27 protein-coding genes are annotated in these 24883 nt (G+C 68.7%); 13 read left to right on the forward strand and 14 right to left on the reverse strand.

The features are described 5' to 3' along the window. Positions 1-91 precede the first annotated feature (91 nt). From RHOOR92_RS0114970 to RHOOR92_RS0114980, 3 genes are read left to right on the forward strand one after another with little or no spacing between them, the layout of a single operon-like run. On the forward strand, positions 92-2341 hold the full coding sequence (locus RHOOR92_RS0114970; protein ID WP_027490620.1) for a DUF1631 domain-containing protein: 2250 nt from the start codon (positions 92-94) through the stop codon (positions 2339-2341). Next, positions 2338-3195, forward strand: a complete 858-nt coding sequence (gene nadC, locus RHOOR92_RS0114975; RefSeq protein WP_027490621.1) for a carboxylating nicotinate-nucleotide diphosphorylase — start codon at positions 2338-2340, stop codon at positions 3193-3195. The genes RHOOR92_RS0114970 and nadC overlap by 4 nt, the downstream gene beginning before the upstream one ends. Before the next feature lie 43 nt (positions 3196-3238). Beyond that, positions 3239-3634, forward strand: a complete 396-nt coding sequence (locus RHOOR92_RS0114980) for a DUF3301 domain-containing protein (protein WP_027490622.1) — start codon at positions 3239-3241, stop codon at positions 3632-3634. A 45-nt stretch (positions 3635-3679) separates the two neighbouring features. Here RHOOR92_RS0114980 and RHOOR92_RS0114985 read toward each other — a convergent pair whose 3' ends face one another. The 5 genes from RHOOR92_RS0114985 to petA form a co-directional block, all read right to left on the reverse strand. After that, positions 3680-4114, reverse strand: coding sequence for a ClpXP protease specificity-enhancing factor (locus RHOOR92_RS0114985; protein WP_155950264.1), 435 nt, complete (start codon positions 4112-4114; stop codon positions 3680-3682). A 10-nt stretch (positions 4115-4124) separates the two neighbouring features. Then, entirely contained in the window at positions 4125-4763 is a 639-nt protein-coding gene (locus RHOOR92_RS0114990; protein ID WP_007507466.1) for a glutathione S-transferase N-terminal domain-containing protein, read from the reverse strand. Between the two features lie 73 nt (positions 4764-4836). Continuing rightward, positions 4837-5574 (reverse strand): cytochrome c1, encoded by a 738-nt coding sequence (locus RHOOR92_RS0114995; RefSeq protein ID WP_027490623.1) that lies wholly within the window; start codon positions 5572-5574, stop codon positions 4837-4839. A gap of 13 nt (positions 5575-5587) precedes the next feature. Next, positions 5588-6889 carry a cytochrome bc complex cytochrome b subunit gene (locus RHOOR92_RS0115000; RefSeq protein WP_007507462.1) on the reverse strand — a complete coding sequence of 434 codons (1302 nt, stop codon included), beginning with the start codon at positions 6887-6889 and terminating at the stop codon, positions 5588-5590. Then, complete coding sequence (gene petA, locus RHOOR92_RS0115005) at positions 6889-7494, reverse strand: ubiquinol-cytochrome c reductase iron-sulfur subunit (RefSeq protein WP_027490624.1); 606 nt, start codon at positions 7492-7494, stop codon at positions 6889-6891. The genes RHOOR92_RS0115000 and petA overlap by 1 nt, the downstream gene beginning before the upstream one ends. Positions 7495-7654: 160 nt before the next feature. Between petA and RHOOR92_RS0115010 the strand changes: the two genes are divergently transcribed. Beyond that, complete coding sequence (locus RHOOR92_RS0115010) at positions 7655-8836, forward strand: trypsin-like peptidase domain-containing protein (RefSeq protein WP_027490625.1); 1182 nt, start codon at positions 7655-7657, stop codon at positions 8834-8836. A gap of 11 nt (positions 8837-8847) precedes the next feature. Here the strand turns inward: RHOOR92_RS0115010 and RHOOR92_RS0115015 are convergent, their stop codons facing one another. After that, the gene (locus tag RHOOR92_RS0115015; protein WP_231378401.1) at positions 8848-9849 is read right to left on the reverse strand and encodes a lytic transglycosylase domain-containing protein; all 1002 of its coding nucleotides are present in this window, start codon (positions 9847-9849) and stop codon (positions 8848-8850) included. Positions 9850-10207: 358 nt separating this feature from the next. On the opposite strand from RHOOR92_RS0115015, the gene miaB reads away from it, so the two are divergent. Both miaB and RHOOR92_RS0115025 read left to right on the forward strand, forming a co-directional pair. Next, entirely contained in the window at positions 10208-11560 is a 1353-nt protein-coding gene (miaB, locus tag RHOOR92_RS0115020) for a tRNA (N6-isopentenyl adenosine(37)-C2)-methylthiotransferase MiaB (protein WP_081660250.1), read from the forward strand. After that, positions 11557-12051 carry a GNAT family N-acetyltransferase gene (locus tag RHOOR92_RS0115025; RefSeq protein ID WP_027490628.1) on the forward strand — a complete coding sequence of 165 codons (495 nt, stop codon included), beginning with the start codon at positions 11557-11559 and terminating at the stop codon, positions 12049-12051. Before miaB ends, RHOOR92_RS0115025 begins: the two co-directional genes overlap by 4 nt. A 27-nt stretch (positions 12052-12078) precedes the next feature. On the opposite strand, the gene RHOOR92_RS0115030 is transcribed toward RHOOR92_RS0115025, so the two are convergent. Genes RHOOR92_RS0115030 through RHOOR92_RS0115045 form a run of 4 tightly spaced genes read right to left on the reverse strand, consistent with a single transcriptional unit; the run spans position 12079 to position 15777 of the window. After that, complete coding sequence (locus RHOOR92_RS0115030) at positions 12079-13188, reverse strand: ABC transporter permease (RefSeq protein WP_027490629.1); 1110 nt, start codon at positions 13186-13188, stop codon at positions 12079-12081. Next, positions 13185-14135: an ABC transporter ATP-binding protein gene (locus RHOOR92_RS0115035; RefSeq protein WP_231378402.1), complete on the reverse strand. Its 951-nt coding sequence runs from the start codon at positions 14133-14135 to the stop codon at positions 13185-13187. Before RHOOR92_RS0115035 ends, RHOOR92_RS0115030 begins: the two co-directional genes overlap by 4 nt. Further along, complete coding sequence (locus RHOOR92_RS0115040; protein ID WP_027490631.1) at positions 14132-15106, reverse strand: HlyD family efflux transporter periplasmic adaptor subunit; 975 nt, start codon at positions 15104-15106, stop codon at positions 14132-14134. Before RHOOR92_RS0115040 ends, RHOOR92_RS0115035 begins: the two co-directional genes overlap by 4 nt. Then, positions 15103-15777 carry a TetR/AcrR family transcriptional regulator gene (locus RHOOR92_RS0115045; protein WP_037115554.1) on the reverse strand — a complete coding sequence of 225 codons (675 nt, stop codon included), beginning with the start codon at positions 15775-15777 and terminating at the stop codon, positions 15103-15105. Before RHOOR92_RS0115045 ends, RHOOR92_RS0115040 begins: the two co-directional genes overlap by 4 nt. Positions 15778-15887: 110 nt before the next feature. Between RHOOR92_RS0115045 and RHOOR92_RS0115050 the strand changes: the two genes are divergently transcribed. The 6 genes from RHOOR92_RS0115050 (at position 15888) to RHOOR92_RS0115075 (ending at position 21209) form a co-directional block, all read left to right on the forward strand. Then, positions 15888-16868 carry a PhoH family protein gene (locus RHOOR92_RS0115050; protein ID WP_027490633.1) on the forward strand — a complete coding sequence of 327 codons (981 nt, stop codon included), beginning with the start codon at positions 15888-15890 and terminating at the stop codon, positions 16866-16868. Next, the gene (gene ybeY / locus RHOOR92_RS0115055) at positions 16865-17326 is read left to right on the forward strand and encodes an rRNA maturation RNase YbeY (protein ID WP_015448474.1); all 462 of its coding nucleotides are present in this window, start codon (positions 16865-16867) and stop codon (positions 17324-17326) included. Before RHOOR92_RS0115050 ends, ybeY begins: the two co-directional genes overlap by 4 nt. A gap of 117 nt (positions 17327-17443) precedes the next feature. Continuing rightward, a complete protein-coding gene (locus RHOOR92_RS0115060; protein ID WP_027490634.1) occupies positions 17444-18283 on the forward strand; it encodes a transporter associated domain-containing protein in 840 nt (279 codons plus the stop codon). Positions 18284-18297: 14 nt separating this feature from the next. Continuing rightward, a complete protein-coding gene (locus tag RHOOR92_RS0115065) occupies positions 18298-19515 on the forward strand; it encodes a DUF4105 domain-containing protein (RefSeq protein WP_027490635.1) in 1218 nt (405 codons plus the stop codon). Between the two features lie 40 nt (positions 19516-19555). Then, on the forward strand, positions 19556-20572 hold the full coding sequence (locus RHOOR92_RS0115070) for a magnesium and cobalt transport protein CorA (protein ID WP_027490636.1): 1017 nt from the start codon (positions 19556-19558) through the stop codon (positions 20570-20572). A gap of 76 nt (positions 20573-20648) precedes the next feature. Continuing rightward, positions 20649-21209, forward strand: coding sequence for an NUDIX hydrolase (locus RHOOR92_RS0115075; protein ID WP_027490637.1), 561 nt, complete (start codon positions 20649-20651; stop codon positions 21207-21209). Positions 21210-21260: 51 nt separating this feature from the next. Here RHOOR92_RS0115075 and RHOOR92_RS0115080 read toward each other — a convergent pair whose 3' ends face one another. Continuing rightward, a complete protein-coding gene (locus tag RHOOR92_RS0115080) occupies positions 21261-21623 on the reverse strand; it encodes a hypothetical protein (protein ID WP_027484452.1) in 363 nt (120 codons plus the stop codon). Positions 21624-21826: 203 nt separating this feature from the next. Between RHOOR92_RS0115080 and RHOOR92_RS0115085 the strand changes: the two genes are divergently transcribed. Then, positions 21827-22177, forward strand: coding sequence for a hypothetical protein (locus RHOOR92_RS0115085; protein WP_027490638.1), 351 nt, complete (start codon positions 21827-21829; stop codon positions 22175-22177). 96 nt (positions 22178-22273) lie between these two features. Here the strand turns inward: RHOOR92_RS0115085 and RHOOR92_RS0115090 are convergent, their stop codons facing one another. The 3 genes from RHOOR92_RS0115090 to RHOOR92_RS0115100 are packed head-to-tail and all read right to left on the reverse strand — an operon-like array spanning position 22274 to position 24871. Beyond that, entirely contained in the window at positions 22274-22573 is a 300-nt protein-coding gene (locus RHOOR92_RS0115090; RefSeq protein WP_007507420.1) for an STAS domain-containing protein, read from the reverse strand. A 10-nt stretch (positions 22574-22583) separates the two neighbouring features. After that, complete coding sequence (locus tag RHOOR92_RS0115095) at positions 22584-23762, reverse strand: methyl-accepting chemotaxis protein (RefSeq protein ID WP_015448479.1); 1179 nt, start codon at positions 23760-23762, stop codon at positions 22584-22586. Positions 23763-23779: 17 nt separating this feature from the next. Then, the gene (locus RHOOR92_RS0115100; RefSeq protein WP_027490639.1) at positions 23780-24871 is read right to left on the reverse strand and encodes a chemotaxis response regulator protein-glutamate methylesterase; all 1092 of its coding nucleotides are present in this window, start codon (positions 24869-24871) and stop codon (positions 23780-23782) included. Positions 24872-24883 lie beyond the last annotated feature (12 nt).

Genomic DNA, 24883 nt, shown 5'->3' on the forward strand with positions numbered 1-24883 from the left:
TGACACGGGTACCTGCTTTGCCTTATCGTCGACACTTGCGCGGCTCCCTCCCGGGTTGGATCGCGCACTGCAATGTTCCAGGGGGTTGGCGATGAACGAAGCCAGTGATCCGTCCCGCGTCATCCATCTGAATCAGCGCCTGGATCCGGCCAGCGAGCGCGTCGGCGAGTTGCTCGGCTCCGTGCGCAGCATCGCCGGCAAGCGGTTGCAGCAATGGGTCGGCAATGCCTTCGAGCACGTCGACGACGCCCTGTTCGACCTGGCCGAGAAAGCCGAGAACAATGCCGCCCAGATGCATTACTTCGACGGCATGCGCGAAGTGCGCAAGCGCCGTCCGGCGGTGGAGCGCAGCTTCCTGGGCGCAATCAGCCGCCACATCGGCGAACTGCCCCACCCGCAGCTGTCGGGCAACCCGGCCTCGCCGTTCGGCACGCCCGAGCTGACGCTGGTGGCGGACAACGAGCTGGAAGAATCGCTGGCCATCACCAGCATGATCAGCAAGAACGACGCGCGCCTCGCGCGCGACCTGTTCACGGTCAACCAGCGTTTGTCAGTGATCTGCGGCGGCCGCAAGATCGAGGATTCCAGCAACCCGGTGGCGCCGGCGATCCTGGCCCAGGCATTCCGTCAGGCGCTGCACGAGCTCAGCGCCGACATGCGGGTCAAGCTGATCATCTACAAGCTGTTCGACCGCTACGTGCTGTCGTCGCTGGAAGAGCTCTACCAGGAAATCAACACCGAACTGGTGCGGGCCGGCGTGCTGCCACAGCTGCGCCACGAGGTGCTGCGCGGCGACGCGAAAGGAGCCGGCCCGGCGGCGGCCGACGCGACCGACGAGGCGACCGGCGAGATCCCCAGCGACCTGCTGCAGACCCTGCATGCGCTGTTCAGCGCGCGCCGCGGTCCTGCCGCCGGCGGCATGCACGCGATACCGAGCGGCCCGCTGCCGTCGGCGAACGAATTGCTGGGCGCGCTGAGCGTGCTGCAAAGCCAGATCGCCAGCGCCGGACCGCTGCCGTACGCGCAACCGGACGACGCCGCCGCACTGAGTCGCGAAGTGCTCCAGCTGAAAGGCCAGCTGCTGACCCAACTTGGCGCGCTGCGCGGCGAGAAGCCCAGCAACGTCGCCACCATCGATGAAGACACCATCGACCTGGTCGGCATGCTGTTCGAATTCATCCTGGAGGACCGCAACCTGCCGGCCACGATGCAGGTGATGCTGGCGCGGCTGCAGATTCCGTACCTCAAGGCGGCGATCCTCGACCGCAAGCTGTTCGCGCATCGCCAGCACCCGGCACGCCGGCTGCTGGATTGCCTGGCCGAGCAGGCCAAAAGCTGGTCGGAGGAGTCCGACCGCGACCGCCGCCTGCACGACAAGGTGAAGTCGACCGTCGACCAGCTGCTGCACGACTTCGACGACGACATGGGCATCTTCGAGCGCCTGCTGGTCGACCTTCAGCAGTTCCAGGACCTCAACAAGCGCCGCTCCGAGCTGGCCGAGCAGCGCGTGGCCGAGTCCACCCGCGGCCGCGAGAAACTCGAACAGGCGCGCCGCCGCGCCGCCCGCGAGATCCTCGACCGCATCGGCGAGCACAAGCTGCCGCCACTGGTGCACGGCGTGCTGGCCCGCGCGTGGGCCAACCACCTGGTGCTGACCTTGCTGCGCCAGGGCGAGGGCTCGCCCGAGTTCAAGAGCGCGCTGCGCTTCGTCGACGACTTCATCGCCAGCACCAAGCCGGCAACCACCCTGGAAAGCCGGCAGGCGTTGCGGCAGATGCTGCCCGGGATCGAGCGCGCGCTGCGCCAGGGCCTGGCCAACGTGGCGTTCCAGGAACAGGATATCGAGCGTCTGCTCGGCCAGTTGCACATCTATTACCGCCAGCAGCTCGGCGAGACGCTGGAAGCCACCGAAGCGGTCGTCGTCGGTGAGGACGCCGCGATGCTGGCAATCCCCGACAGCATCCAGCCGGTCATCGACCAGGACACCACGCCGCCGGACAGCGTCGAAGAGGACCTCGTCGAGGCGCCGCTGGACAGTCCGGAATGGCACCAGGTGCAGTCGCTGCAACCAGGCACCTGGCTGGAGTTTTGCCTGCCCGACGAGCCAATGACCCGGGCCAAGCTGTCGTGGATCAGCCCGATGAGCGGCCGCTACCTGTTCGTCAACCGGCGCGGCCTGAAGGTGGCCGACTATTCGCCGCAGGAATTGACCGTGCTGATCACCGATGGCCACGCCCGCATGCTCGCCGCCAACGCGCTGTTCGACCGCGCGATGACCGCGATCGTCGACAAGCTGAGCCAGCCCGGCACCACGCCACCGGCGGACACGGCCACCGAATGAGCGGGGCTTCGCCGTTCGCGCCGCCCGACGCCACGCAGATCGCTGCCGACGTCGAACGCGCCTTTGCCGAGGATCTCGGCCCGGGCGACGCCACCGCAGGGCTGCTGCCGCCCAACGCCAGGGCCCACGCCGAACTGACCTGCCGCGATGCGGCGGTGATCGCCGGTACGCCGTGGTTCGATGCCTGCTTTCGCCGGCTCGACCCGGCTGTGCAGATCGACTGGCGGGTCCGCGACGGCGACCGGGTCGCCCCCGGCACGGTGATCTGCCGCCTGTCGGGGCATGCCCGCTCGCTGGTCACCGCCGAGCGCTCGGCGCTGAATTTCCTGCAACTGCTGTCCGCCACCGCCACGGTGACCGCCGGCTATGTCGCTGCCACCGCCGGCACCGCGGTGCGCGTGCTGGACACGCGCAAGACCATCCCCGGCCTGCGCCTGGCGCAGAAATACGCGGTGCGCTGCGGCGGCGGCCACAACCAGCGCATGGGCCTGTACGACGCGGTCCTGGTCAAGGAGAACCACATCATCGCCGCCGGCAGCATCGTTGCCGCGGTGCAGGCGGCGCGCCGGCTGCATCCGGAGCTGCTGCTCGAAGTCGAAGTGGAAAACCTCGACGAGCTGGAGCAGGCGCTGCAGGCTGGCGTGGACCGGATCATGCTGGACAACTTCGAGCCGGCGCAGATGCGCGAGGCGGTGCGGTACACCGCCGGCCGCGTGCCGCTGGAAGCCTCGGGCAACATCGACCTCGGCACGATCGGCGACTACGCGCGTACCGGCGTCGACTTCATCTCGGTCGGTGCGCTGACCAAGCACGTGCACGCCATCGACCTGTCACTGCGCCTGCAACTGGACTGAACCCGCGCTTGCGCCCGCCCACCGGCGCCCACACACTGCGGGGATGAGCGACCTTTCCAACCTGTTGCTGCTGCTGGCGCTTGCCGCCGTCGTGGGACTGTGGCTGAAGCTCAGCGCGGCGCGCGAACGCGCCGTGCGCGAAGCACGCCAGCAATGCCAGCAGCACGGCGTGCAACTGCTCGACGAGACTGTCGGCCTGCGTGCCGTGCGCCTGCGCCGGATCAACGGCCTGCGCATGCTCGAGCGTTGCTACGGTTTCGAGGTGAGCATCGACGGCCACGACCGCGAGTCGGGCCGGCTGTGGATGATCGGCGACGCGCTCAGCAGCCTGAGTCTGCCCACCATCGAACTGCTGCCGCATGAGGAAGCCGCGGCACGGAACACGGCGGTAGCGTCCGGCAATGTGGTGCCGCTGCGCCCGCGCAACCGGCCGAACTGAGTAGGAGCGGAGCCCGCCGCGCGGGTTGAGCGCGGCAGCCCGTTTCTACTTGACCACGCGAAGGTGCGGCGTGCTGCGTTTCGGCTTGTCGCCGCCGGCGTTGTCGGCACCCGACGCCGGCGCGGTGTCGTCGGGCTCGGGGGCCGACGGCGGCGGCGGGTCGCCGCCCTCTTCCTCGGCCGGAAACATCATGCCCTGGCCGTTCTCCTGCGCGTACAGCGCCAGCACCGCCTGCACCGGGATCTGGATCGCCTGGCTGACCCCGGAAAAGCGCGCCTGGAAGCTGATCCACTCGTTGCCGAGGTCGAGATTCGCCACCGCACGCATCGCCAGGTTGAGCACCACCTGGCCGTTCTTGACCACCTGCGGCGGCACCCGCACGCCGGCCACACCGGCGTCGACCAGCACGTACGGGGTCAGGTTGTTGTCGCTGATCCAGTCGTAGATCGCCCGCAGCAGGTACGGGCGGTTGGAGCTCATCGGTACCGCTTCATTCTTGCTCATGGATCTGCCGCATCGCCTTTTCCTGGTCGGTCATGCTGCGCGCAAAACCCTGACTGTGGAACAAACGCTCGCCGTAATCGATCACCGGCTTGCCCTCGCGCCCCAGCTCCACGCCCAGCCATGGCAGCCGCCAGATCACCGGCGCCACCAGGCAGTCGGCCAGGCTCATTTCCGGATTGAGGAAGAACTTCGCGGCCTTGAACAGCGGCACCGAGGACAGCAGGTGCCCGCGCAGGCGCTTGCGCGCCGCGTCCGCGGGCCGGCCGCCGGCGCGGATGATGTCGACCTCGGTCAGCCAGTCCTTCTCGATGCGCACCGCGGCCACCCGCAGCCGTGCGCGCGACTGCGGATCGATCGGCATCAGCGGCGGGTGCGGATAGCGCTCGTCGAGGTATTCGCAGACCACCGAGGTGTCGAACAGGGTCAAGTCGCGGTCGACCAGGGTCGGCGTGCTGGCATACGGATTCAGGTCGACCAGGTCTTCCGGCGGTCGGGCCGGATCGACCAGTACCCGTTCGTAGCTGACCCCCTTGGCGGCCAGCACCAGCCTGGCGCGATGACATTGCACGTCGTCGGCGGTGGTGTAGAGCGTCAGTACGCTGCGTGAGCGGGCGCTTGGGACCATGCGCAATTCCCCATCGGTGAGACGACTGCGGCGGCTCGTGGCCGCCGCAGTCGGATAATGCCATCCAGGCTGCTCAGTGGACGTCCTTCCAGTATTCCTTCTTCAGCAGGGCGGCCAGGAAGGTGAAGAACGCCAGGAACAGCAGCACCCAAACGCCGTAATGATGGCGCTGCAGGGCGGCTGGTTCGGAAGCGTATTCCAGGAAGGTCGTCAGGTCACGGCTGGCCTGCTGGAACTGCGCCGGAGTCAGCTTGCCCGGCTGAGACAGCACCAGCTTCTCCACCCTGGCGTCCTCGCCCGGCTTCGCCTCGGTCATCACCGCGCTCTGCAGGCCCTGCAGTTCCCACAGCGGGAACGGCATCGACGCGTTCGGGAACACCGTGTTGTTCCAGCCCACCGGGCGGCTCGGGTCCAGGTAGAACGAGTTGAGGTAGGCGTAGACCCAGTCGGCTCCCTTCGCGCGCACTTCCAGCGAGAGATCCGGCGGAGCCTTGCCGAACCACTTGGCGGCCGACGCTGCCGGCATGTGCGAAACCACGGTCTCACCGAACTTGGCGCCGGTGAAGTTGAGGTTCTGCATCACGTCCTGCTCGGTCAGCCCGAGGTCGCCGGCGATCCGCTCGTAACGCATGTACTTCAGCGAATGGCAGCCGATACAGTAGTTGAAGAACAGCTTGGCGCCGCGCTGCAGCGAAGCCTGGTCCTGCACATTGGTGCCGGCATGCGGCAGGCCGCCTTCCGCTGCCTGCACCGACACGCTGCCGACGACCAGAGCGAGCGCCAACGCCACCGGGAAGATGTACCGCTTCATTAGCAGCTGCCGCTTAGTCATGCGTCGTCACCCGTTCCGGAACCGGCTTGGTCTTTTCCCAGCCGAAATATGTGTAGGCCCAAAGAAATGCGAAGAACCCGAAGTAGACTGCCGTCATCACGCGACCGAACAGGTTCTCCCAGAACGTCACGTCGACGTCGCCGAACCAGCTCGGGATCACCTCGGCCGTGATGCCCGCGCCGACCGCACCCAGCGCAATGAAAGACAGCACGAACAGCCCCAGCGCCACTTTGAAGCCGGTCCCGCGGTAGCGGATCGATTTCACCTTGCCGCGATCGAACCAGGGCAGCGCGAACAGCACCGCGATGGCGCCGAACATCGCCAGCACGCCCCACACGGCCGAGCCGAGGAACGACGGGATCATGCGCACGATCGCGTAGAACGGGGTGAAGTACCACACCGGCTTGATGTGCGACGGCGTCGCCAGGTTGTTCGCCGGGATGAAGTTGTCGTGCTCCAGGAACCAGCCGCCGAAGGTCGGCGCGAAGAAGATGATGAACGCGGCGATCAGCAGGAAGAAGCCCACGCCGACCAGGTCCTTCACCGTGTAGTACGGATGGAACGGAATGCCGTCGGCCGGCTTCAGCGCATCCCAGCGGTTGCCCTTGGGACCCTTCTTGATCTCCACGCCGTCCGGGTTGTTCGAACCCACCTCGTGCAGCGCGGCGATGTGCAGCACCACCAGCAGCAGCAACACGATCGGCAGCGCGATCACGTGCAGCGCGAAGAAGCGGTTCAGGGTGGCATCGGCCGGCAGGAAGTCGCCCATGATCCATTCCACCAGCGAATTGCCGATGTAGGGGATGGTGCCGAACAGCGAGATGATCACCTTGGCGCCCCAGAACGACATGTTGCCCCACGGCAGCACGTAGCCCATGAACGCTTCGGCCATCAGCACCAGGAAGATCAGCATGCCGAGCAGCCACACCAGCTCGCGCGGCTTCTTGTACGAGCCGTACATGATGCCGCGGAACATGTGCAGGAACACCACCACGAAGAACAGCGAGGCGCCGGTGGAATGCATGTAGCGGATCAGCCAGCCCCACTCCACGTCACGCATGATGTACTCGACCGAGGCGAAGGCTCCCGCCGCGCTCGGGTTGTAGTTCATGGTGAGGAAGATGCCGGTGACGATCTGGTTGACCAGCACCAGCAGCGCCAGCGAACCGAAGTAGTACCAGAGGTTGAAGTTCTTCGGCGCGTAGTACTCGGTCATGTGCGCGCGGTACATCGGCATCATGCCCGGTGCGCGCTCGTTGACCCAGTCACCGATGCTCGTGAATACGTTGGCCATTAGCCAGCCTCCTTCGGATCCACGCCAATCTGGATGGTGCTGTCGTCGATGAAATGGTACGGCGGCACCGGCAGGTTCTTCGGCGCCGGCACGCCGGCGTAGACGCGACCGGCCAGGTCGTAGCGCGACTTGTGGCAGGGGCAGTAGAAGCCGCCCTTCCATTCCGGATCGAACGGCTCGGGCTTGATCTCCGGCACGAAGTCGGGCACGCAGCCCAGGTGCGTGCAGATGCCGATCACCACCAGCCATTCCGGCTTGATCGAGCGTGCCTCGTTCTGCGCGTACTTCGGCTGCTGGTCGGCGGAGGCGCCGTCGGACTTGGGGTCCACCAGGCGCGAATCGACCTGCGGCAACGTGGCCAGCTGTGCCTTGGTGCGGTTGAGCACGAACACCGGCAGGCTGCGCCACGACACGGTCAGCATCTGCCCCGCCTCGATCTTGGCCAGCGACTGGGTGACCGGAGCGCCAGCGGCCTTGGCGCGCGCGCTGGGTTCCCACGACTTGATGAAGGGCACAGCCGCCGACACGATTCCGATACCACCAACCACCGCGGTGGTTGCTGTCAGGAAGCGGCGGCGGCCATGATCGACGACTTCGTTCGCCATCAGGCTCTCCGGTACTTGCGATGTCATGCCAGGTGGGGTTTGGGCCCCGCAAAAATCGCGTTAGTGTAGCGTCAGGCCCCGCCCCGTACAATAAAGCGCATCGCGGCGAAGTCCAGACGCCGCAACACTCGCCACGACTGCCGGGACCTCTCCTTTCGACATGAAACATGCCGCCGGCACGCTCCTCTTCATCGCGCGCTTTGCCATCCTCGGCCTCGCGATGGCCTTCGTGGTCGGCCTGTTCTGGCCAGGCAGTGGCGAGCACCTGCGCGAACGCTTCGGGCTGGGTGCGGCAGCGCCGACCGCGCCCGCGGCCAGGTCGCCCCATCCAGGCAGCGGGCCGGTCTCCTACGCCGACGCCGTGGCGGCCGCGGCGCCCTCGGTGGTCAACATCTACGCCAACCGGATCGTCACCGAGCAGGCCGTGCGGATGTACGACAACCCGGTGCTGCAGCAATTGTTCGGCGGCCAGCCCACCACCTTCCAGCACCGCGAGCAGACCCTCGGTTCCGGCGTCATCGTCAGCGCCCAGGGCCAGGGCTACGTGCTGACCAACAACCACGTGATCGCGCACGCCGCCGACATCCAGGTGTTGCTGTACGACGGGCGCATCGCCAAGGCCAGCCTGGTCGGCGCGGACGAGGAATCGGACCTGGCGGTGCTGAAGATCGACGCCAGCAACCTGCCGGTGATCCACATCGCCGGGCAGCCGCTGCGGCCCGGCGACGTGGTGCTGGCGATCGGCAACCCGCTCGGCCTCAACCAGACCGTCACCATGGGCATCGTCAGTGCGATCGGCCGCCAGTTGAACAGCTCCAGCGCCGAGGATTTCATCCAGACCGACGCGGCCATCAACCTGGGCAATTCCGGCGGGGCGCTGGTCAACGCCGAAGGCGAACTGGTCGGGATCAACACCTTGCTGATCGGCAAGGCCGCCGGTGCCGAAGGCATCGGCTTCGCGATCCCGGTGACCACGGCCAAGAAGGTGCTGGACCAGATCATCGCCACCGGCCACGTGGTGCGCGGCTGGCTCGGGGCCGACTATGCGTTCGTGCCGGTGGCCGCCAACGGCGGCCTGCCGGGGGCAGCACGCGGTGCGCTGGTGACCATGGTCTACCCGGGCGGCCCGGCCGCGCTGGCGGGCATTCGCCCGCGCGACATCCTGTTGCGCATCGGTGCCGACGACATCCTCGACCCGGCCGACCTGCGCCGGCGCGAGGCGGCGCTCAAGCCGGGCAGCACGGTGACCGTCTCCGGGCTGCGCAACGGCACTCCGTTCCACCTCGACGTCACTCTTGTCCAGCGCCCCGCCATGAGCGCCGGCAGCATGCCGGACGGCTGACAGCCGACGGCTCAGCCCGGCCCGCGCGACGCCAGCGGCGGATGGATCGCCGCGCCGTAGCGCCGGCGCAAGGTGTCCACCCGTTCCACGTAGACCTGGGTTTCGGCGTACGGCGGCACGCCCTTGTAGCGCTGCACCGCACCGGGGCCGGCGTTGTAGGCGGCCGCGGCCAGCCGCTCGTTGCCGTCGAAGTCGCGCAGCAGCAGGCCCAGGTAGCGCGCGCCGCCGCGGATGTTCTGGTCGGAGTCGAACGCGTCCAGCACACCCATGTCGCTGGCCGTGCCCGGCATCAGCTGCATCAGTCCTTGTGCGCCCTTGAGCGACAGCGCGCGCGGATTGAACGCGCTCTCCGCGTGGATGATCGCGCGCAGGAACGCCTCGTCGACGCCGTACTCGATGCTGGCGGCACGGATGGTGTCGGCGTAGGCGATCAGGTTCAGCCGTGTCGAATTCCAGTGGATCGGCGAGTGCAGGTCGCAGGCGGCGCAGGTCCTGATGTACTCGACGAAGGTCTTGGTCAGCACGTCGCCTTTCTGCAGCGGCGGCGAGTGGTCGCCCAGATACATGCTGCCGTCGGCGTGCACCACCTTATAGTAATAGGTGCGCCCGATGGGCCCGTTCGCCGATGCCTCGGCTTTCCGGGCATCCCATGCCGGCTGCGCCGCAGTGGGCGTTTCCGTTGCCGGAGGAAGCGGCACGCCACCGGTCACCACCGAGCCCCGGACCGCGGCCAGTGAAGCCCGCTCCTGCGGCTGGGCGTCTAGGCGGCGGGCACGGGTCTCGACCACCGCGCCGCGCACGCCGGCCAGCGAAGCCACCCCCGCTGCTTGCGCCTGCAACGGGTTGGCCGTGGTCTGCACCGTGCCGGCCACCCGGTTCAGCGCGGCCCGCGGCGGCGCCGCGCGGCGCCGAGGCGCGGGGGCGGCATAGCCGCCGATCGCCTTGCAGCCGTGGTAGCCGACCTTGCTGGAGCTGTACACCGCCTCGCCGCTGGCGCCGGCGCACTGGTACAACGTGCCCGCCCGTGCTGTCGGCCACCACAACAGCGCGCAGCCGAACGCGATCCCGCAAAGGATCGAACGTGTTGGGAAGCCCCCGGCAGGCCGATCGGCGCTTCCCCCTTGGCTTGCGACGCCGAACATGGGGCGCAGTGTGCCGCCATGCACCCGCCAACGCCAAGTGCGCACGTCTCATTCCATGACCTTTGCCGGGCAGGCACGCCCTCGCGGCCCTGCCGCTTGGAAACGGCGGGTGGCAGCCGCCCTGCAAAGCCCGCAAGTGCTTGATCTGGCAGGTGCGTCCGCGCGGGGGTAAACTGCGCGGTCGATCGGATGGCCAGTCCGGCCTCACGCACCACGGTACCCCACGCCCATGAGCGGCAAACTTTTCATCAAGACCCACGGCTGCCAGATGAACGAGTACGACTCGGCCAAGATGGCCGACGTGCTGAAGGCCTCGCACGGCCTGGAGCTGACCCAGGACGAGTCCGAGGCGGACGTGATCCTGATCAACACCTGCTCGATCCGAGAGAAGGCGCAGGAAAAGGTCTTCAGCCAGCTCGGCCGCTGGAAGCAGCACAAGCAGGACGGCAAGCCGGTACTGATCGGCGTCGGTGGCTGCGTGGCCTCGCAGGAAGGCGCGGCGATCGTCAAGCGCGCGCCCTATGTGGACCTGGTGTTCGGGCCGCAAACCCTGCATCGCCTGCCCCAGCTGATCGAGGCGCAGCGCGCCAGCGGCTTGCCGCAGGTCGACATCAGCTTCCCCGAGATCGAGAAGTTCGACTGCCTGCCCGAGCCGCGCGCGGAAGGCCCGACCGCCTTCGTCTCGATCATGGAAGGCTGCTCGAAATACTGCAGCTACTGCGTGGTGCCGTACACCCGCGGCGAGGAAATCAGCCGTCCCTTCGACGACGTGCTGGTGGAAGTGGCCAAGCTCGCCGCACAGGGCGTGCGCGAGGTGAACCTGCTCGGCCAGAACGTCAACGCGTACCGCGGCCCGACCCACGACGGCGGCGTCGCCGACCTCGCCGTGCTGATCCACGCGATCGCGCAGATCGACGGCATCGGCCGCATCCGCTTCACCACCTCGCATCCGCTGGAGTTCTCCGACTCGCTGATCGAGGCCTACGCCAACGTGCCGCAACTGGCGAACTACCTGCACCTGCCGGTGCAGGCCGGCTCCGACCGCATCCTCGGCGCGATGAAGCGCGGCTACACCGCGCTGGAGTTCAAGCAGAAGATCCGCAAGCTGCGCGCGGTGCGGCCGGACATCTGCGTGTCCACCGACATCATCGTGGGCTTCCCCGGCGAGACCGACGAGGATTTCGCCAAGACCATGAAGCTGGTCGACGACGTCGGCTTCGACCAGAGCTTCACCTTCATCTTCTCCTCGCGCCCCGGCACGCCGGCGGCCAAGCTCGCCGACGACACCCCGATGGCGGTGAAGCACGAACGCCTCGCGCGCCTGCAGGCCGCGATCAACGCGAACGCGAGGAAGATCAACGGGGCGATGGTCGGTTCCGTGCAGCGCGTGCTGGTGGAAAAGCCCAGCACGCGCAATCCGGACGAACTCAGCGGCCGCACCGAGAACATGCGCTACGTGAACTTCGCCGGCCACCCGCGCCTGATCGGCCAGTTCGTCGACGTGGTGATCACCGATGCGATGAGCAACTCGCTGCGTGGACGCGTAAAGCTGGCCGACGAACCGGCCGCGCTCGCTTCATGAGGGCTGGGCTGGTGCTGCGGGAGATCGGTGCGGACGAGTTCGCGCGGGTGTGGCCGCTGTTCCGAACGGTCCTCGCCGGCGGCGATACGTACATGTACCCACCCGATCTGGGCATGGATCAGGCGTGCGCGATGTGGACCACGTCGCCGTCGCGATGTTTCGTCTGCGAACGCGACGGCGAAGTGTTGGGTTGCTACCGGCTGGCGCCGAACCAGATCGGCCTCGGTGATCACGTGGCCAACGGCAGCTACATGGTGGCGCCCGAGGCGCGCGGCCAGGGCATTGCCTCGGCCATGTGCGAGCACTCGCTGGAACAGGCGCGCCAGACCGGCTTCACCGCGATGCAGTTCAACTGCGTGGTGGCCAGCAACACCATCGCGGTTCGCCTGTGGCAGCGCCACGGCTTCCGCATCGTGGGCACCGTGCCCGGCGGGTTCCGCCACGCACGACTCGGCCCCACCGACCTCTACGTGATGCACCGCACGCTGTGACCGGGTGGCCGCACGCGGCATGCCGGCTCAATCCAGCCGTTTGCGGAAGCGCCGGATCGCCAGCGCCATCATCACCAGGACGAACGCCGCCAGCGCCAGTACGTCGCCCCACATTTCCCCCAGCCCCGCGCCGCGCAGCATCACGCCGCGGATCAGGCGCAGGAAATGGGTCAACGGCAACACCTCGGCCAGCCACTGCACCAGCTTCGGCATGCCGGCAAACGGGAACATGAAACCCGACAGCAGGATCGACGGCAGGAACACGAAGAAGGTCATCTGCATGGCCTGGAACTGCGACTGCGCGCGGGTGGAGATCAGCAGGCCGAGCGCGAGGTTGGCCAGGATCAGCAGGCCGGAAGCCAGGTAGACATCGAGCACGCTGCCGCGGATCGGCACCTCGAACAGCCACGTGCCGAGCGCCAGGATCACGCTGGTCTGCACCAGGCCGATCGCAACATACGGCAGCACCTTGCCGACCATCAGCTCGGCGCTGGTCAGCGGCGTGGCGATCAGCAGCTCCATGTTGCCGCGCTCGCGTTCGCGCACGACCGCGATGGCGGTGAACAGCACCATCGTCATGGTCAGGATCACGCCGATCAGGCCAGGCACGATGTTGACCGCGGAGCGCCGCTGCGGATTGTAGAAGCCGACCACGCTGATCCGCCCGTCGACCGGCGTGCTGGTCAGCGGCGCGCGCGTGTCGGGCGCGGCGCTGTCGATCGGCACCTGCATCAATTGCGCGGCGGCGCCCTGCACTGCCGTGTCGCTGCCGTCGACCAGGATCTGCGCCACGGCGCGTCCGTCGATGCGGCGGCGCTCGAAATCCGCCGGCAGCACGATGCCGATGCTGATCCGGCCGCGCCGGATCATCGCCATCAACTCCTGCGGCGTATCCGCCCTGGCCACCGGCGCCACCACGCCGGTAGCCAGCATGTCCAGCACCAGTGCGCGCGAACCGGCGCTGTTGGCCTGGTCGACGATGCCGGCGTCGAGCCCGCGCAGATTGGTGTTGATCGCATAGCCGAACAGCACCAGCTGGATCACCGGAATGCCCACGATCATCGCCAGCGTGATGCGGTCGCGGCGCAGCTGGCGCAGCTCCTTGACCACGATCGCCCACAGCCGGCGCCAGTTCATGCGGCGCACTCCTCGCCGTCGCCCCTGTGCGTGGCGGCGACGAACACGTCTTCGAGATTCGGCGGTGCCGCCGCCAGTCCGGCTTCCTGCCCGGCCGCAGCCAACGCCTTGTCCATGTCCGGCGTCGCGCCATCGGCGCCGGTCAGCACGCGCAAGGTATTGCCGACCTGGGCCACGCCGAGCACGCCCGGCACATCGGCCAGCGCGCGCTGGGCGGCGCGCGGGTTGCCCGTCTCGACGAGGAAGGTGCGCCCCTCCAGTTGCGCGGTCAGCTCATGCGGCGTGCCGTCGGCAACCAGCACGCCCCGATCGAGGATCGCCAGCCGGTGACAACGCTCCGCCTCGTCCATCAGGTGGGTCGAGACCAGCAGGGTGGTGCCGATGTCGGCCAGTTCAAAAAGCTTCTCCCAGAAATCGCGGCGCGATTCCGGATCGACCGCGCTGGTCGGCTCGTCCAGTAACAGCAATTCCGGCTCGTGGATCACCGCGCCGGCCAGCGCGAGGCGCTGCTTCTGGCCGCCACTCAGGGTGCCGGCCAGCTGTTTCTGCCGATCGCCAAAGTGGTATTGCCCGATCAGCTCGTCGATGCGGCGCCTCGTCTTCGCCTTCGGCACGCCCTGGATCGCGGCCAGGAACTCCAGGTTCTCGCGCACGCCGAGGTCCTCGAACAGCGAGAAATTCTGCGTCATGTAGCCGATGTGCGGACGCAGCGCGTCGGCCTGCGCCGGGATGCGCAGGCCGAGCACCTCGATCTCGCCCTCGCTCGGCGTCAACAGGCCGCACAGCATGCGGATCGTGGTCGACTTGCCCGAACCGTTCGGGCCGAGGAAGCCGTAGACGCGTCTGGCCGGCACTTCGAGATCGACATGATCGACCGCCACCAGCTTGCCGAAGCGCCGGGTCAGGCCGCGCGCGCGGATCGCCACGCCGTCGGCATCGGTGGTCATTTCGCGGACCCGCGAAATTCGACGCGCACCGGCAGGCCGGCGGGAAGCTCGGCCGCATCCGCGCCCAGCGCGACTTCGGCCAGATAGCTCAGTCGCGCCGCGTCGTCGCCGATCAGCGCGTAGTACGGGGTGAAGTCCGGCTCGCTGCGGATCATCCGCAGCTTGCCGGCATACGGTTGCGCGCGGCCGGCCACGAAGACCCGGATCGCGTCGCCGATGTGCACGCCGGCGCGCTGCTGCACCGGCACGTAGATGCGCGCGTACGGCGCGTCACCGGCCAGCAGGATCGCCAGCGGCGCGCCGACCGGCGCCTGGTCACCGAGCTTGTACGGCAGGCTGTCGACGCGCCCGGCACGCGGCGCCACGACGGCCAGCTTGCCCAGCAGCACCTGCTGCGCACCGGCCTGCGCCTGCGCCGCCGCCACGGCGGCCTGCGCCTGCGCGATCTGCTCCGGACGGGTGCCGTGCAGCAGTTCGTCCAGCGCGGCCTGCGCCGCCGCCAGCTGGCCCTCGGCGTTGCCGGCCGCGGCGCGGGCACGGTCGAGGTCGGCGGCGGCCGCGTAACCGTTGCCCCCGAGCGGCACCAGTCGCGCGTAGTAGGCCCGCGCCTCGCGCGCCTGCGCCTGCGCGGCGGCGAGGTTCGCGCGCCCCCGGTCGATGTCCTCGCGGCGCGGCCCGGTTTCGAGCTCGGCCAGCAGCTCGCGCTGCTGCCGCGCCTGTGCCTGCGCCGCAGCGAGTTCGGCGCAGGTGTGCGCGGGATCGAGCTGCAGCAGCGACTGGCCGGCCTTGACCCGTTCGCCCTCGCGCACGTCGATCGCCACGATGCGCTCGGCGGCCGGCGCCGGCAGGGTGATGCGGTCGAACTCCAGCGTGCCCAGCGCCTGCGGCGGCGGCTTGCTGCAGCCGGCCAGCGCCGCCACGGCCAGCAGGAAGACCGCTGGCAGGCGGTGAATCGTGCGTGCGACGTTCATGCGGCTTCTCCGGATTTGCGGGTGCCCACGCCATGACCCAGCAGCGCGAGCGTGTGTTGCGACATCGCCGCGGACTCCAGCCCTTCGGCACCGAACATGCGCCGCCAGATCGGCGCGCCGGCAGCGGGAAACAGGGTCAGCCCGACCAGCGAGACGACCAGCAGGCGCGGATCGAGATCGGCATTCAGCCGTCCATCCGCCTGCGCCGCTGCGAAGCGCCGGGCCAGCAGCTGCGGCAGGCCCGGCACCGCCTGGGTGAACAGCACCTCGCGCAGCGCACCGCCGTCGCACAGCACCTCGCGCACCCATAGCGGCGGCAGCCATGGATGTCGCGCCACCACTTCGCCGATGCCGCGCACGAAAGCTTCGATCAATACCCGCGGATCGTCGCCGGCCCGTTCCAGTTGCACGCGCAACGGCGCCAGTGCCGGCAACAGGCGCTCCTCGACCAGCGCCTGGACCAGCCGTGGCTTGTCGCCGAAGTAGTAATGCAGCATCGCGGGCGTGACCTCTGCCTCGCCGGCGATCGCGCGCAATGACGTCGCGCCTATTCCCGCCCGGGCGAACTGCGCGATCGCGACATCCAGCAGGCGCGCGCGCAGGTCCAGGTCGTCGCCGCTGGGACGCCCGGCGCGGCGCCCGGCTTTCGCGCGCTTGGTCGAAGTAGCCATGCACATAAATTAATTCAACATTTAATTTCATGCAACTGGCGACATCGCGGCCGTCACGGCCGACTGTCGTCATGGCTCTTCCCGCAGCGGCGCGCTACTCTCGCGCCCCTATGAGCGAACTCAACCAGCGCGACTTCACCCTCGACCCCGAAGACAACGCCCGCCTCGCCAACCTGTGCGGGCCGTTCGACGAACACCTGCGCCAGATCGAGCTGCGCCTCGGCGTGGAAATCAACCACCGCGGCAGCATCTTCCAGGTGATCGGCGAGGACGCTCCCGCCAAGGCCACCGAGAAAGTGCTGCGCACGCTGTACGCCGCCACCGCCGACGAAGCGCTGACCGGCGCGAAGATCAACCTGCAGCTGGCTGAATCCGGCATCGACGCGATCACCGAGGCAGCCGCCGAAGGCGCCCAGGAAGTGGTGATCAAGGTCAAGCGCGGCGTGATCAAGGGCCGCGGCCCGAACCAGGCGCGCTACCTGCACGCGATCGCCAGCCACGACATCAACTTCGGCGTAGGCCCGGCCGGCACCGGCAAGACCTACCTGGCGGTGGCCAGCGCGGTCGAGGCGCTGGAAGCGAACCGCGTGCAGCGGTTGATCCTGGTGCGCCCCGCGGTCGAGGCCGGCGAGAAGCTGGGCTTCCTGCCCGGCGACCTCAGCCAGAAGGTCGACCCCTACCTGCGCCCGCTGTACGACGCGCTGTACGAGATGCTCGGCTTCGAGAAGGTGGCCAAGCTGATCGAGCGCAACGTGATCGAGATCGCGCCGCTGGCGTACATGCGCGGGCGCACCCTCAACGATTCCTACGTGATTCTCGACGAGGCGCAGAACACCACGGTCGAGCAGATGAAGATGTTCCTCACCCGCATCGGCTTCGGCACGGTGGCGGTGATCACCGGCGACGTCACCCAGGTCGACCTGCCGCGCAACACGCGCTCGGGCCTGCGCCAGGCGATCGAGGTGCTGCGCGGGGTGGGCGGCATCAGCTTCACCTTCTTCACCTCGCGCGACGTGGTGCGCCACCCGCTGGTGGCGAAGATCGTGCGCGCCTACGAGGCGTTCGAGCAGAAGGACGAGGACGGCGCATGAGCGCCCCGCTGACGCTCGCCGTGGGCTATGCGGTGCCGCGTGCCGGCCTGCCCGCGCCGGCCAGCTTCCGCCGCTGGGTCGAGGCGGCGCTGCGCGGGGCGAAGCGGCGCAAGGGCACCGAGCTGGCGATCCGCATCGTCGACGCCGACGAAGGCCGCGCGCTCAACCGCGACTATCGCGGCAAGGACTACGCCACCAACGTGCTGTCGTTCCCCGTCGAACTGCCGCCCGGGGTGGCGCTGCCGCTGATCGGCGACCTGGCGATCTGCGCCCCGGTGGTGCTGCGTGAGGCCGCCGAACAGGGCAAGGCGCTACGCGACCACTGGGCCCACCTGACCGTCCACGGCGTACTGCACCTGCTCGGCCACGACCATATCGAAGACGCCGAGGCCGAAGCCATGGAAGCGCTGGAAACCCGCATCCTGGCTGGCCTGGGCATCGCCGACCCGTACGCCTGAGCCACCGGGCGGGCGGCGGGCGAAGCGGAGGCACCTGCGGCGCCTGTGCCTGAACCGTCACGTTTTTTCCGCTAGAATCGGCCTTCCGCCCGGTTTCGGGCAGACTCCCAACGAGTAATGAGCGACGACCCTGGCAGTACCAGCGGCCCGGCCCACCGAACCTGGTGGGATCGACTGGGCCACATGTTTTCCGGCGAACCGCGCAACCGCGACGAACTGATCGAGGAGTTGCGTTCCGCCCAGAGCAACGGACTGCTGTCCGTGAACACCCTCACCATGGTCGAGGGTGCGATCAAGGTCACCGAACTGAGCGTGGACGACGTAATGGTCCCGCGCGCGCAGATCGTGATGCTGGCGGCCGACTCGCCGCTGCCCGACATCCTCGCCGCCGTGGTCGAATCCGGCCACTCGCGCTTCCCGGTGCACGGTGAGGACAAGGACGAGATCCTCGGCATCCTGCTGGCCAAGGACCTGCTGAAGTACTTCGGCGCCGCCGAGCATTTCGACATCCGCGCGATCCTGCGCCCGGCGGTGCTGATCCCCGAGTCGATGCGGCTGAACGTGCTGCTGGAGGAATTCCGCCTCAGCCGCAACCACATGGCGCTGGTGGTCAACGAGTACGGCGGCGTCGCCGGCCTGGTCACCATCGAGGACGTGCTCGAGCAGATCGTCGGCGAGATCGACGACGAGCACGACGACGAGGTGGAGCCCGAGCTGATGCACGAGCAGCCCGGCGGCGACTGGCTGGTCAGCGCATTGACCCCGATCGAGGACTTCAACGAACAGACCGGCGCCAACTTCCCCGACGAGGAATACGACACCGTCGGCGGCATGGTCACCGCCGGGTTCGGCCACCTGCCCGAAGTCGGCGAGGAAGTCGCCATCGGCGATTACCTGTTCCACGTCACCGAGGCCGACGACCGCCGCGTGCAGGCGTTCCGCGTGGTCAAGCAGTAGGCGCGCCCCTGCCGATGCACCGCATGCACCTGATCCGCCGCAAGCTCCTGCTGGTCGCACTGCTGGTCCTGGCCGCGCTTTCGCCGGCCCATGCCGGCGTCGCCAACGCGCCCGGCGCCAACCTCGAGGTCTCGCTGATCACCTACGGCCCCGGCGAAACCTACTGGGAGCGCTTCGGCCACGATGCGATCGAGCTGCGCGACACGGTCTCGGGCGAGGCGGTCAACTTCAACTACGGCGTGTTCGATTTCAGCGAGAAGAACTTCCTGCTGAACTTCGCCCGTGGCCGCATGCACTACCTGATGGACGCCGCCCCCAGTGATGCCGACGAACGCTACTACGTCGAGGCCGGCCGTTCGATCACCCGCCAGCGGCTGGCGCTGACGGCCGAACAGGCCGCCGCGCTGCGCGACTTCCTGCTGTGGAACCTGCGCCCGGAAAACGCCGGCTACGCCTACGACTACTACGTCGACAACTGCACCACCCGCGTGCGCGACGCGCTGGACAAGGCGCTCGGCGGCATGCTGGCGACGCAACTGAAGGCGCATGCCGGCGGCATGACCTACCGCCAGCAGACGGTGCGGCTGATGAGCGCGCAGCCGTGGCTGATGCTGCTGCTCGACCTGGGCCTGGGGCCGTATGCCGACCAGCCGCTGGACGCCTGGCAGGAAAGCTTCCTGCCCGACGTGCTGCAGGCGCAGCTGCGCGAAGTGCGCCTCGACGACGGCCATGGCGGCCGGCGCCCGCTGGTGCTGGACGAACAGCTGGTCTCGCCGAACCGGCTGCAGGCGCCGCCGTCGACCGCGCCCGACCTGCGCCTGCCACTGGCCCTGGCTGGCCTGCTGCTGGCCGCGCTGATCGTGCTCGCCCGCCGCCGCTGGCCTACCGGCTACGCCCTGCTCGGCACGCTGTACCTGCTCGCGGCCGGCGTGACCGGCCTGCTGCTGCTGGCGCTGTGGACGCTGACCACCCACCACTCGGCGTGGGCCAACGCGAATCTGCTGCTGTTCAACCCGCTGGCGTTCGCGCTGCTGCCGACGCTGTGGCGCGCGCGCCGCGGCCTCGCCGCCTCGCGCTTCATCGATGGCGTGATCGCGCTGCAGCTGCTGGCCTGCATGGCCGCCGTGCTGCTGCACCTGCTGCCCGGCACCGTGCAGCAGAACCAGCCGTGGCTGCTGTTCGCCCTGCCGTGCTGGCTGGCGCTGGTCTGGAGCCTGCGTCGCCGCCAGTGATGCAATTGCCCCGTCCACCGGCGCGGGGCATGATGCGCGCATGAATCCGATCACGCCGCCGAGCGCACCGCCGAGCAGCAGCCCGCCGATGGTGGTCAACTGCATCGCCTACCGCAGGGACGGCAGCCGCATCGGCGAGGTCACCATCGATGCGATCAGCGACGTGCTGGCCGAGCCGGACACCTTCGTCTGGGTCGGCCTGTACGAGCCGGACGAGACGCTGCTGGAGAAGATCCAGGACGAATTCGGCCTGCACGACCTGGCGATCGAGGACGCGCACGCCGCGCACCAGCGCACCAAGCTGGAAACCTACGGCGACTCGCTGTTCCTGGTGGTGCAGACCGCGCAGCTGGTCGACGGCGAACTGGCGTTCGGCGAGACGCACATCTTCTTCGGCCCGCGCTACCTGGTCACCGTGCGCCACGGCGCCTCGCAGTCCTACGCGCCGGCGCGGCGCACCTGCGAGCACGCGCCGGAATTGCTGGCGAACGGGCCCAGTTACGGGCTGTACGGCGTGCTCGACTTCATCGTCGACAACCTGCTGCCGATCGTGCGCGACTTCCGCGAAGAGGTGCACCAGCTCGAACACGACATCTTCGGCGAGACGTTCAAGAGCAGCACGGTGCGCCGGCTGTACGACATGCAGCGCGACCTGATGACGCTGCGCCTGGCGGTGGCGCCGCTGCAGGACATCATCAACCAGCTGATCCGGCTGCACCCGCACCTGATACCCGAGGTGCTGCACGCGTACTTCCGCGACGTCTACGACCACGCCTTCCGCGTCAACGAGGCGATCGGCGCGATGCGCGAGATGCTCACCGCCGCGATCAACGTCAACCTGTCGCTGGTCAGCCTGCGCCAGAACGAGGTGATGAAGAAACTCGCCGGCTGGGCCGCGATGCTCGCCGCGCCGACCCTGCTGACCAGCTGGTACGGCATGAACTTCGCGCACATGCCCGAGCTCGGCCAGCCCTGGGCGTACCCCGCGATCATCGTGGTGATGGCCTGCGTGGTGGGTGGCATCTACCTCGGGCTGAAGCGCGCGAGGTGGCTGTAGCGGGCGGCGGGCGGTTGTCGCTGCCGCGCGAACCGTTCAAGATGCCGTTCGATACCCGCCCCGCACGCGACCACCGATGAACGACCCCAGCCGCATCCCCGCCGACGCCGACGCACCGGTGGAAACCCTGTACGAAGGCCGCTGGCTCAGCCTGCGCAAGCGCGGCCGCTGGGAATACGCCGAGCGCAACAACCCCGGCGGCGCGGTGATCATCCTGGCGGTGACGCCGGCGGACAAGGTGCTGTTCGTCGAGCAGTACCGCGTGTCGATCCTGCAGAACACCATCGAGATGCCGGCCGGCCTGGTCGGCGACCTGGCCGGCCAGGCCGACGAGAGCGCGCAACTGGCCGCGCAGCGCGAGCTGGAGGAAGAAACCGGCTGGCGCTGCCGGCGGGTGGATTTCGTCCATTGCGGCCCATCGTCCTCGGGCATGAGCACCGAGATGATCACCTTCGTGCGCGCCCGGGAACTGGAGAAGGTCGGCCCCGGCGGCGGCGACGAGACCGAGAACATCGTGGTGCACGAGGTGCCGCGCCGCGAGGCCGGCGCCTGGCTGTTCGCGCGCGCCGCCGAGGGCTATTCGATCGACCCGAAGCTGTTCGCCGGGCTGTGGTTCATCGAACACGCCGACGGCTGAGCGGCGGCGGGGTTCCGGGCGCAGCCTTGCCGCGCCGCGGCAGCGGGCCGCTCACCAGGTGCGCACGTCGACCACGCTGACCGTGTAGCTGCTCATGCCGGACTGGTAGCGGAACAGACGGCCCAGGTCGAACTTCACCACGTCGCCGGGGGCGATGTTGGCCGTGCCGGCCGGCCACGCCTGCTTGCTCTGGATGACGGAACCGGCATCGTCCTTGATGTCGATGCGGATCTGCGCGGCCGAGGCCGCGGCGCAGTTGTTGACCAGCTCGCCGCGCAGGCTCATGCGGGTGACCGTTCCCGTGTTGTTGACCGCGGGCTTGAAATCCTTGATGGCGAAGTCCTTCGGATTGCAGTCGGCCTGGGCGGCCAGCGGGGCGAACAGCAGTACGGCGGAAATGATCAGCGTCTTCATGAGGTTTGGGCCATCCCGAGGCATGCCTTCGATGCGGGCATGGAAAATCATCGGCATGCCGGCGGAATTCTTTAGCCGGCCCCGCCCGGCGCGTGGCCGCAGAGAGCCGGCCACCCGCCGCTAAAGTTCTTCGCGCTGGCGTCGATAGAGGGAGGTCCCGTCCCCCGCGTTGCGGTCCCCCCACTGTCCGATGGAGTTTCCCCATGAAGGCTCTCGTTGTTTCCGCCGTGTTGCTGCTCGCTCCGCTGGCCGCCCAGGCTGCCTGCGCGCCTGGCGATTTCGCGATCAAGGATTTCAAGCCCGGCGTCGCGGCGTCGCGGCTCAGCCTGCGCGGCGAACTGGTCAACAACTGCGCCGCGGCCTCGGCCGCGCAGGTCCGCATCGAGGTCAAGGACGCCGCCGGCAAGGTGCTGCAGAGCAAGCAGGGCTGGCCGGCCGGCACCGCCAACATCCCCCCCGGCGACGTGGTGAAGTTCGACCTGGGCCGCCTGTTCCGATACCAGCCGGACATCGACAGCTACACGGTCAGCGTGGTCGACGTGCGCACCTGGTGAGGCAGCCGGCAGCGTGACGCGACGAAGGCTCCGCAAGGAGCCTTCATCGTATCCGGCGACGCCGCGTGCACGTCGCGCCGGCAGACAGGCAGGCGGTCAGTGCAACACGAACAGCTTGTCGAAGCCGGCCACGCGCAAGGTGCCGCGCAGCTCGCCGGAGGCATTGACGATGCGGATGTCGGCGCGGTCGGCGCCGGCGTGCTCGCGCAGCAGCAGCAGCATGCCGAGCGCCGAGCTGTCCATCCCGGTAACCTCGCCCAGGTCGATCACGTAGCTGCGCGCGGGCTTGCCGCTGCCCAGGCAGGCGTCGTGGAAATCGCGGTGGATGCTGAAGTCGAAACGCTCGCCCAACTGCAGGGTCAGGCAATCGAGTTCGCTGTCGTGGTGGACGATCATGGGGCCATCCTCAGAAGAGTTCGATTTCGCCGGCGTCCATCGTGTTCTGCAACGCCGGGCCGCGCGAGCGCAGGCGCGCCTTCTCGCGCTGGATCGCCAGCCGGCTGCGCACGCGCTGGGCACGTTCCTCCAGCGCGTCGGCCTCCAGCGGGGCGCACGCCAGTTCCTCGATGTCGCGGGTGCATTCGGTGGTGACTTCCTGCAGCTCGGTCAGCCGGGTGCGGGTCTGGCTGATCAGCTGGCTCAGGATGTCCTCGAACTGCAGCGAGCGGATGGTGGTGGAGACGTCGCTGCCGAGGCCGCGATTGATCTCCACCGCCTGGTCGGCCACCGCGCTGGTGCGCGCGTCGCTCTCGGTGACGTGGGCGGTCATCGCGTCGATGCCGCCCTTGGCCGACAGCGCCACGTTGAGGTCCTGCGAGGCCATCGCGCCGATCAGCCCGCGCAGCTGTTCCATCGCCGAGCGCGCGCGCTCGACATGGCCGCCGATCTGCTCGTTGAGCTGGTTGGAGTTGCTGGCCAGGTTGCGGATCTCGCCGGCCACCACCGCAAAGCCGCGGCCGGATTCGCCGGCGCGCGCCGCCTCGATCGCCGCGTTCAGCGCCAGCAGGTTGGTTTCCTCGGCGATGGTGTTGACGTTGCGCAGCAGGCCAAACACCGCGTCCATCTCCTTCGCCATGCCGTCGATGCGGTAGACGATGCGCAGGCTCTCGCGCGACATCTGCACGATCATGCCGACGAAGTGCTCCAGCAGGTCGCCGGTGCGGGCGGCGAAATCCTGCACGCTGACGCCGCCGTCCTGCACCTCGATGATCTGCTTGAGCAGCGACTGCTGCAGCGCGGTCTTGCTGGACAGCCCGTCGAAACCGCCGCCCAGCTCGGACACCGCATCGCGCAGCAGGTCCAGGCCCTGGTGCAGCTCGCGGGTGGCATGGCCGAGCTCGTCGACCAGCGCGCCGCGCACGTCTTCCAGCGCCTCGCGCACCGGTTCGGCGCGGGCGCCGGCGGCGGCCTGCACGGCCAGCGGCGCGGCGGGCCGTGCCGACAGCGCCCACGCCGCGGTCAGTGCCGCCACCAGCAACGGCGCCAGCCAGGCCGGGTGCCAGGCCAGCGCCAGCAGCAGGGCGACGGCGCTGGCGATCCAGCCGGCGGCTTGGCGTTGGAGCAAGAGAGCGGGAGTGAATGGCATGATCCGGTATCCGCGAGTCAGGCGCCGCCGGCGCCGGTATGGGGGTGGCGGGCCAGCGCCAGCAGGCGCGCCGCCATGTGTTCGATCGACTGCATTTCGCCCGCGGCGTCGAGCTTCCAGGCGGCACCGGGCATGCCCCACACCACCGAGCTGGGCTCGTCCTGCACCAGCGTGGCGGCGCCGGCCTGGCGCAGTTCCAGCAGGCCGCGCGCGCCGTCGTCGCCCATGCCGGTGAGCAGCGTGGCGATGGTGGCGGCGCCGGCGCTGGCCGCCAGCGAGCGGAACAGCACGTCGACGCTGGGGCGGTGCCGGTTCACCGGCGGGCCGTCGTGCAGCCGGCAGACGTACTTCGCGCCGTCCCACATCACCAAGAGGTGGTGGCTGCCTGGCGCGATGTAGGCATGGCCCGACTGGATCGGCTGGCCGTCCTGCGCCTCGCACACGCGCATCGCCGAGCAGCGGTCCATGCGCGCGGCGAACGGGCCGCTGAAGGCGGCCGGAATGTGCTGGGTCACCAGGATCGGCGGCGCGTCCGGCGGCATCGCCTCCAGCACCACGCGCACCGCCTCGGTGCCGCCGGTGGAGGCCCCGATCGCGATGATCGGGCTGCCGCCGCGCGTGCCCGCAGTCTGCGCGCGCGGCAGCACCGCGTCCGCCGACAGCCGTGGCGTCACGTCCAGCTTGCGCACCGTGGTGCGCGCGCGCGGCCTGGCCTGCGCCGCCTGCTTGACCTTGGCGCAGATCTCCAGCGCGTGCTCGCCAAAACTGCTGGCCAGGTCGCTGCTCGGCTTGGCCAGGAAATCCACCGCACCCAGTTCCAGCGCGCGCAGCGTCACCTCGGCACCCTGCGTGGTCAGCGACGACACCATCACCACCGGCATCGGCCGCAGCCGCATCAGGTTTTCCAGGAAGGTCAGCCCGTCCATGCGCGGCATCTCGACGTCCAGGGTCAGCACGTCGGGGTTGAGCTGCTTGATCTTGTCGCGGGCGATCAGCGGATCCGCCGCCGTGCCGACGACCTCGATGCCCGGATCGCAGGCAAGCATGGTCGACATCAGCTTGCGCACCAATGCGGAATCGTCGACTACCAGAACACGCACTCTATCCATTGCTCACCTTGC

It is taken from the genome of Rhodanobacter sp. OR92, from assembly GCF_000427545.1.
Lineage (GTDB): Bacteria > Pseudomonadota > Gammaproteobacteria > Xanthomonadales > Rhodanobacteraceae > Rhodanobacter > Rhodanobacter denitrificans.

Coding starts and splice junctions, on each gene's coding strand:
- RHOOR92_RS0114970 (WP_027490620.1), top strand. CDS start 92: ATGAACGAAGCCAGTGATCCGTCCCGCGTCATCCATCTGAATCAGCGC.
- nadC (WP_027490621.1), top strand. CDS start 2,338: ATGAGCGGGGCTTCGCCGTTCGCGCCGCCCGACGCCACGCAGATCGCT.
- RHOOR92_RS0114980 (WP_027490622.1), top strand. CDS start 3,239: ATGAGCGACCTTTCCAACCTGTTGCTGCTGCTGGCGCTTGCCGCCGTC.
- RHOOR92_RS0114985 (WP_155950264.1), bottom strand. CDS start 4,114: ATGAGCTCCAACCGCCCGTACCTGCTGCGGGCGATCTACGACTGGATC.
- RHOOR92_RS0114990 (WP_007507466.1), bottom strand. CDS start 4,763: ATGGTCCCAAGCGCCCGCTCACGCAGCGTACTGACGCTCTACACCACC.
- RHOOR92_RS0114995 (WP_027490623.1), bottom strand. CDS start 5,574: ATGAAGCGGTACATCTTCCCGGTGGCGTTGGCGCTCGCTCTGGTCGTC.
- RHOOR92_RS0115000 (WP_007507462.1), bottom strand. CDS start 6,889: ATGGCCAACGTATTCACGAGCATCGGTGACTGGGTCAACGAGCGCGCA.
- petA (WP_027490624.1), bottom strand. CDS start 7,494: ATGGCGAACGAAGTCGTCGATCATGGCCGCCGCCGCTTCCTGACAGCA.
- RHOOR92_RS0115010 (WP_027490625.1), top strand. CDS start 7,655: ATGAAACATGCCGCCGGCACGCTCCTCTTCATCGCGCGCTTTGCCATC.
- miaB (WP_081660250.1), top strand. CDS start 10,208: ATGAGCGGCAAACTTTTCATCAAGACCCACGGCTGCCAGATGAACGAG.
- RHOOR92_RS0115025 (WP_027490628.1), top strand. CDS start 11,557: ATGAGGGCTGGGCTGGTGCTGCGGGAGATCGGTGCGGACGAGTTCGCG.
- RHOOR92_RS0115030 (WP_027490629.1), bottom strand. CDS start 13,188: ATGAACTGGCGCCGGCTGTGGGCGATCGTGGTCAAGGAGCTGCGCCAG.
- RHOOR92_RS0115035 (WP_231378402.1), bottom strand. CDS start 14,135: ATGACCACCGATGCCGACGGCGTGGCGATCCGCGCGCGCGGCCTGACC.
- RHOOR92_RS0115040 (WP_027490631.1), bottom strand. CDS start 15,106: ATGAACGTCGCACGCACGATTCACCGCCTGCCAGCGGTCTTCCTGCTG.
- RHOOR92_RS0115045 (WP_037115554.1), bottom strand. CDS start 15,777: ATGGCTACTTCGACCAAGCGCGCGAAAGCCGGGCGCCGCGCCGGGCGT.
- RHOOR92_RS0115050 (WP_027490633.1), top strand. CDS start 15,888: ATGAGCGAACTCAACCAGCGCGACTTCACCCTCGACCCCGAAGACAAC.
- ybeY (WP_015448474.1), top strand. CDS start 16,865: ATGAGCGCCCCGCTGACGCTCGCCGTGGGCTATGCGGTGCCGCGTGCC.
- RHOOR92_RS0115060 (WP_027490634.1), top strand. CDS start 17,444: ATGAGCGACGACCCTGGCAGTACCAGCGGCCCGGCCCACCGAACCTGG.
- RHOOR92_RS0115065 (WP_027490635.1), top strand. CDS start 18,298: ATGCACCGCATGCACCTGATCCGCCGCAAGCTCCTGCTGGTCGCACTG.
- RHOOR92_RS0115070 (WP_027490636.1), top strand. CDS start 19,556: ATGAATCCGATCACGCCGCCGAGCGCACCGCCGAGCAGCAGCCCGCCG.
- RHOOR92_RS0115075 (WP_027490637.1), top strand. CDS start 20,649: ATGAACGACCCCAGCCGCATCCCCGCCGACGCCGACGCACCGGTGGAA.
- RHOOR92_RS0115080 (WP_027484452.1), bottom strand. CDS start 21,623: ATGAAGACGCTGATCATTTCCGCCGTACTGCTGTTCGCCCCGCTGGCC.
- RHOOR92_RS0115085 (WP_027490638.1), top strand. CDS start 21,827: ATGAAGGCTCTCGTTGTTTCCGCCGTGTTGCTGCTCGCTCCGCTGGCC.
- RHOOR92_RS0115090 (WP_007507420.1), bottom strand. CDS start 22,573: ATGATCGTCCACCACGACAGCGAACTCGATTGCCTGACCCTGCAGTTG.
- RHOOR92_RS0115095 (WP_015448479.1), bottom strand. CDS start 23,762: ATGCCATTCACTCCCGCTCTCTTGCTCCAACGCCAAGCCGCCGGCTGG.
- RHOOR92_RS0115100 (WP_027490639.1), bottom strand. CDS start 24,871: ATGGATAGAGTGCGTGTTCTGGTAGTCGACGATTCCGCATTGGTGCGC.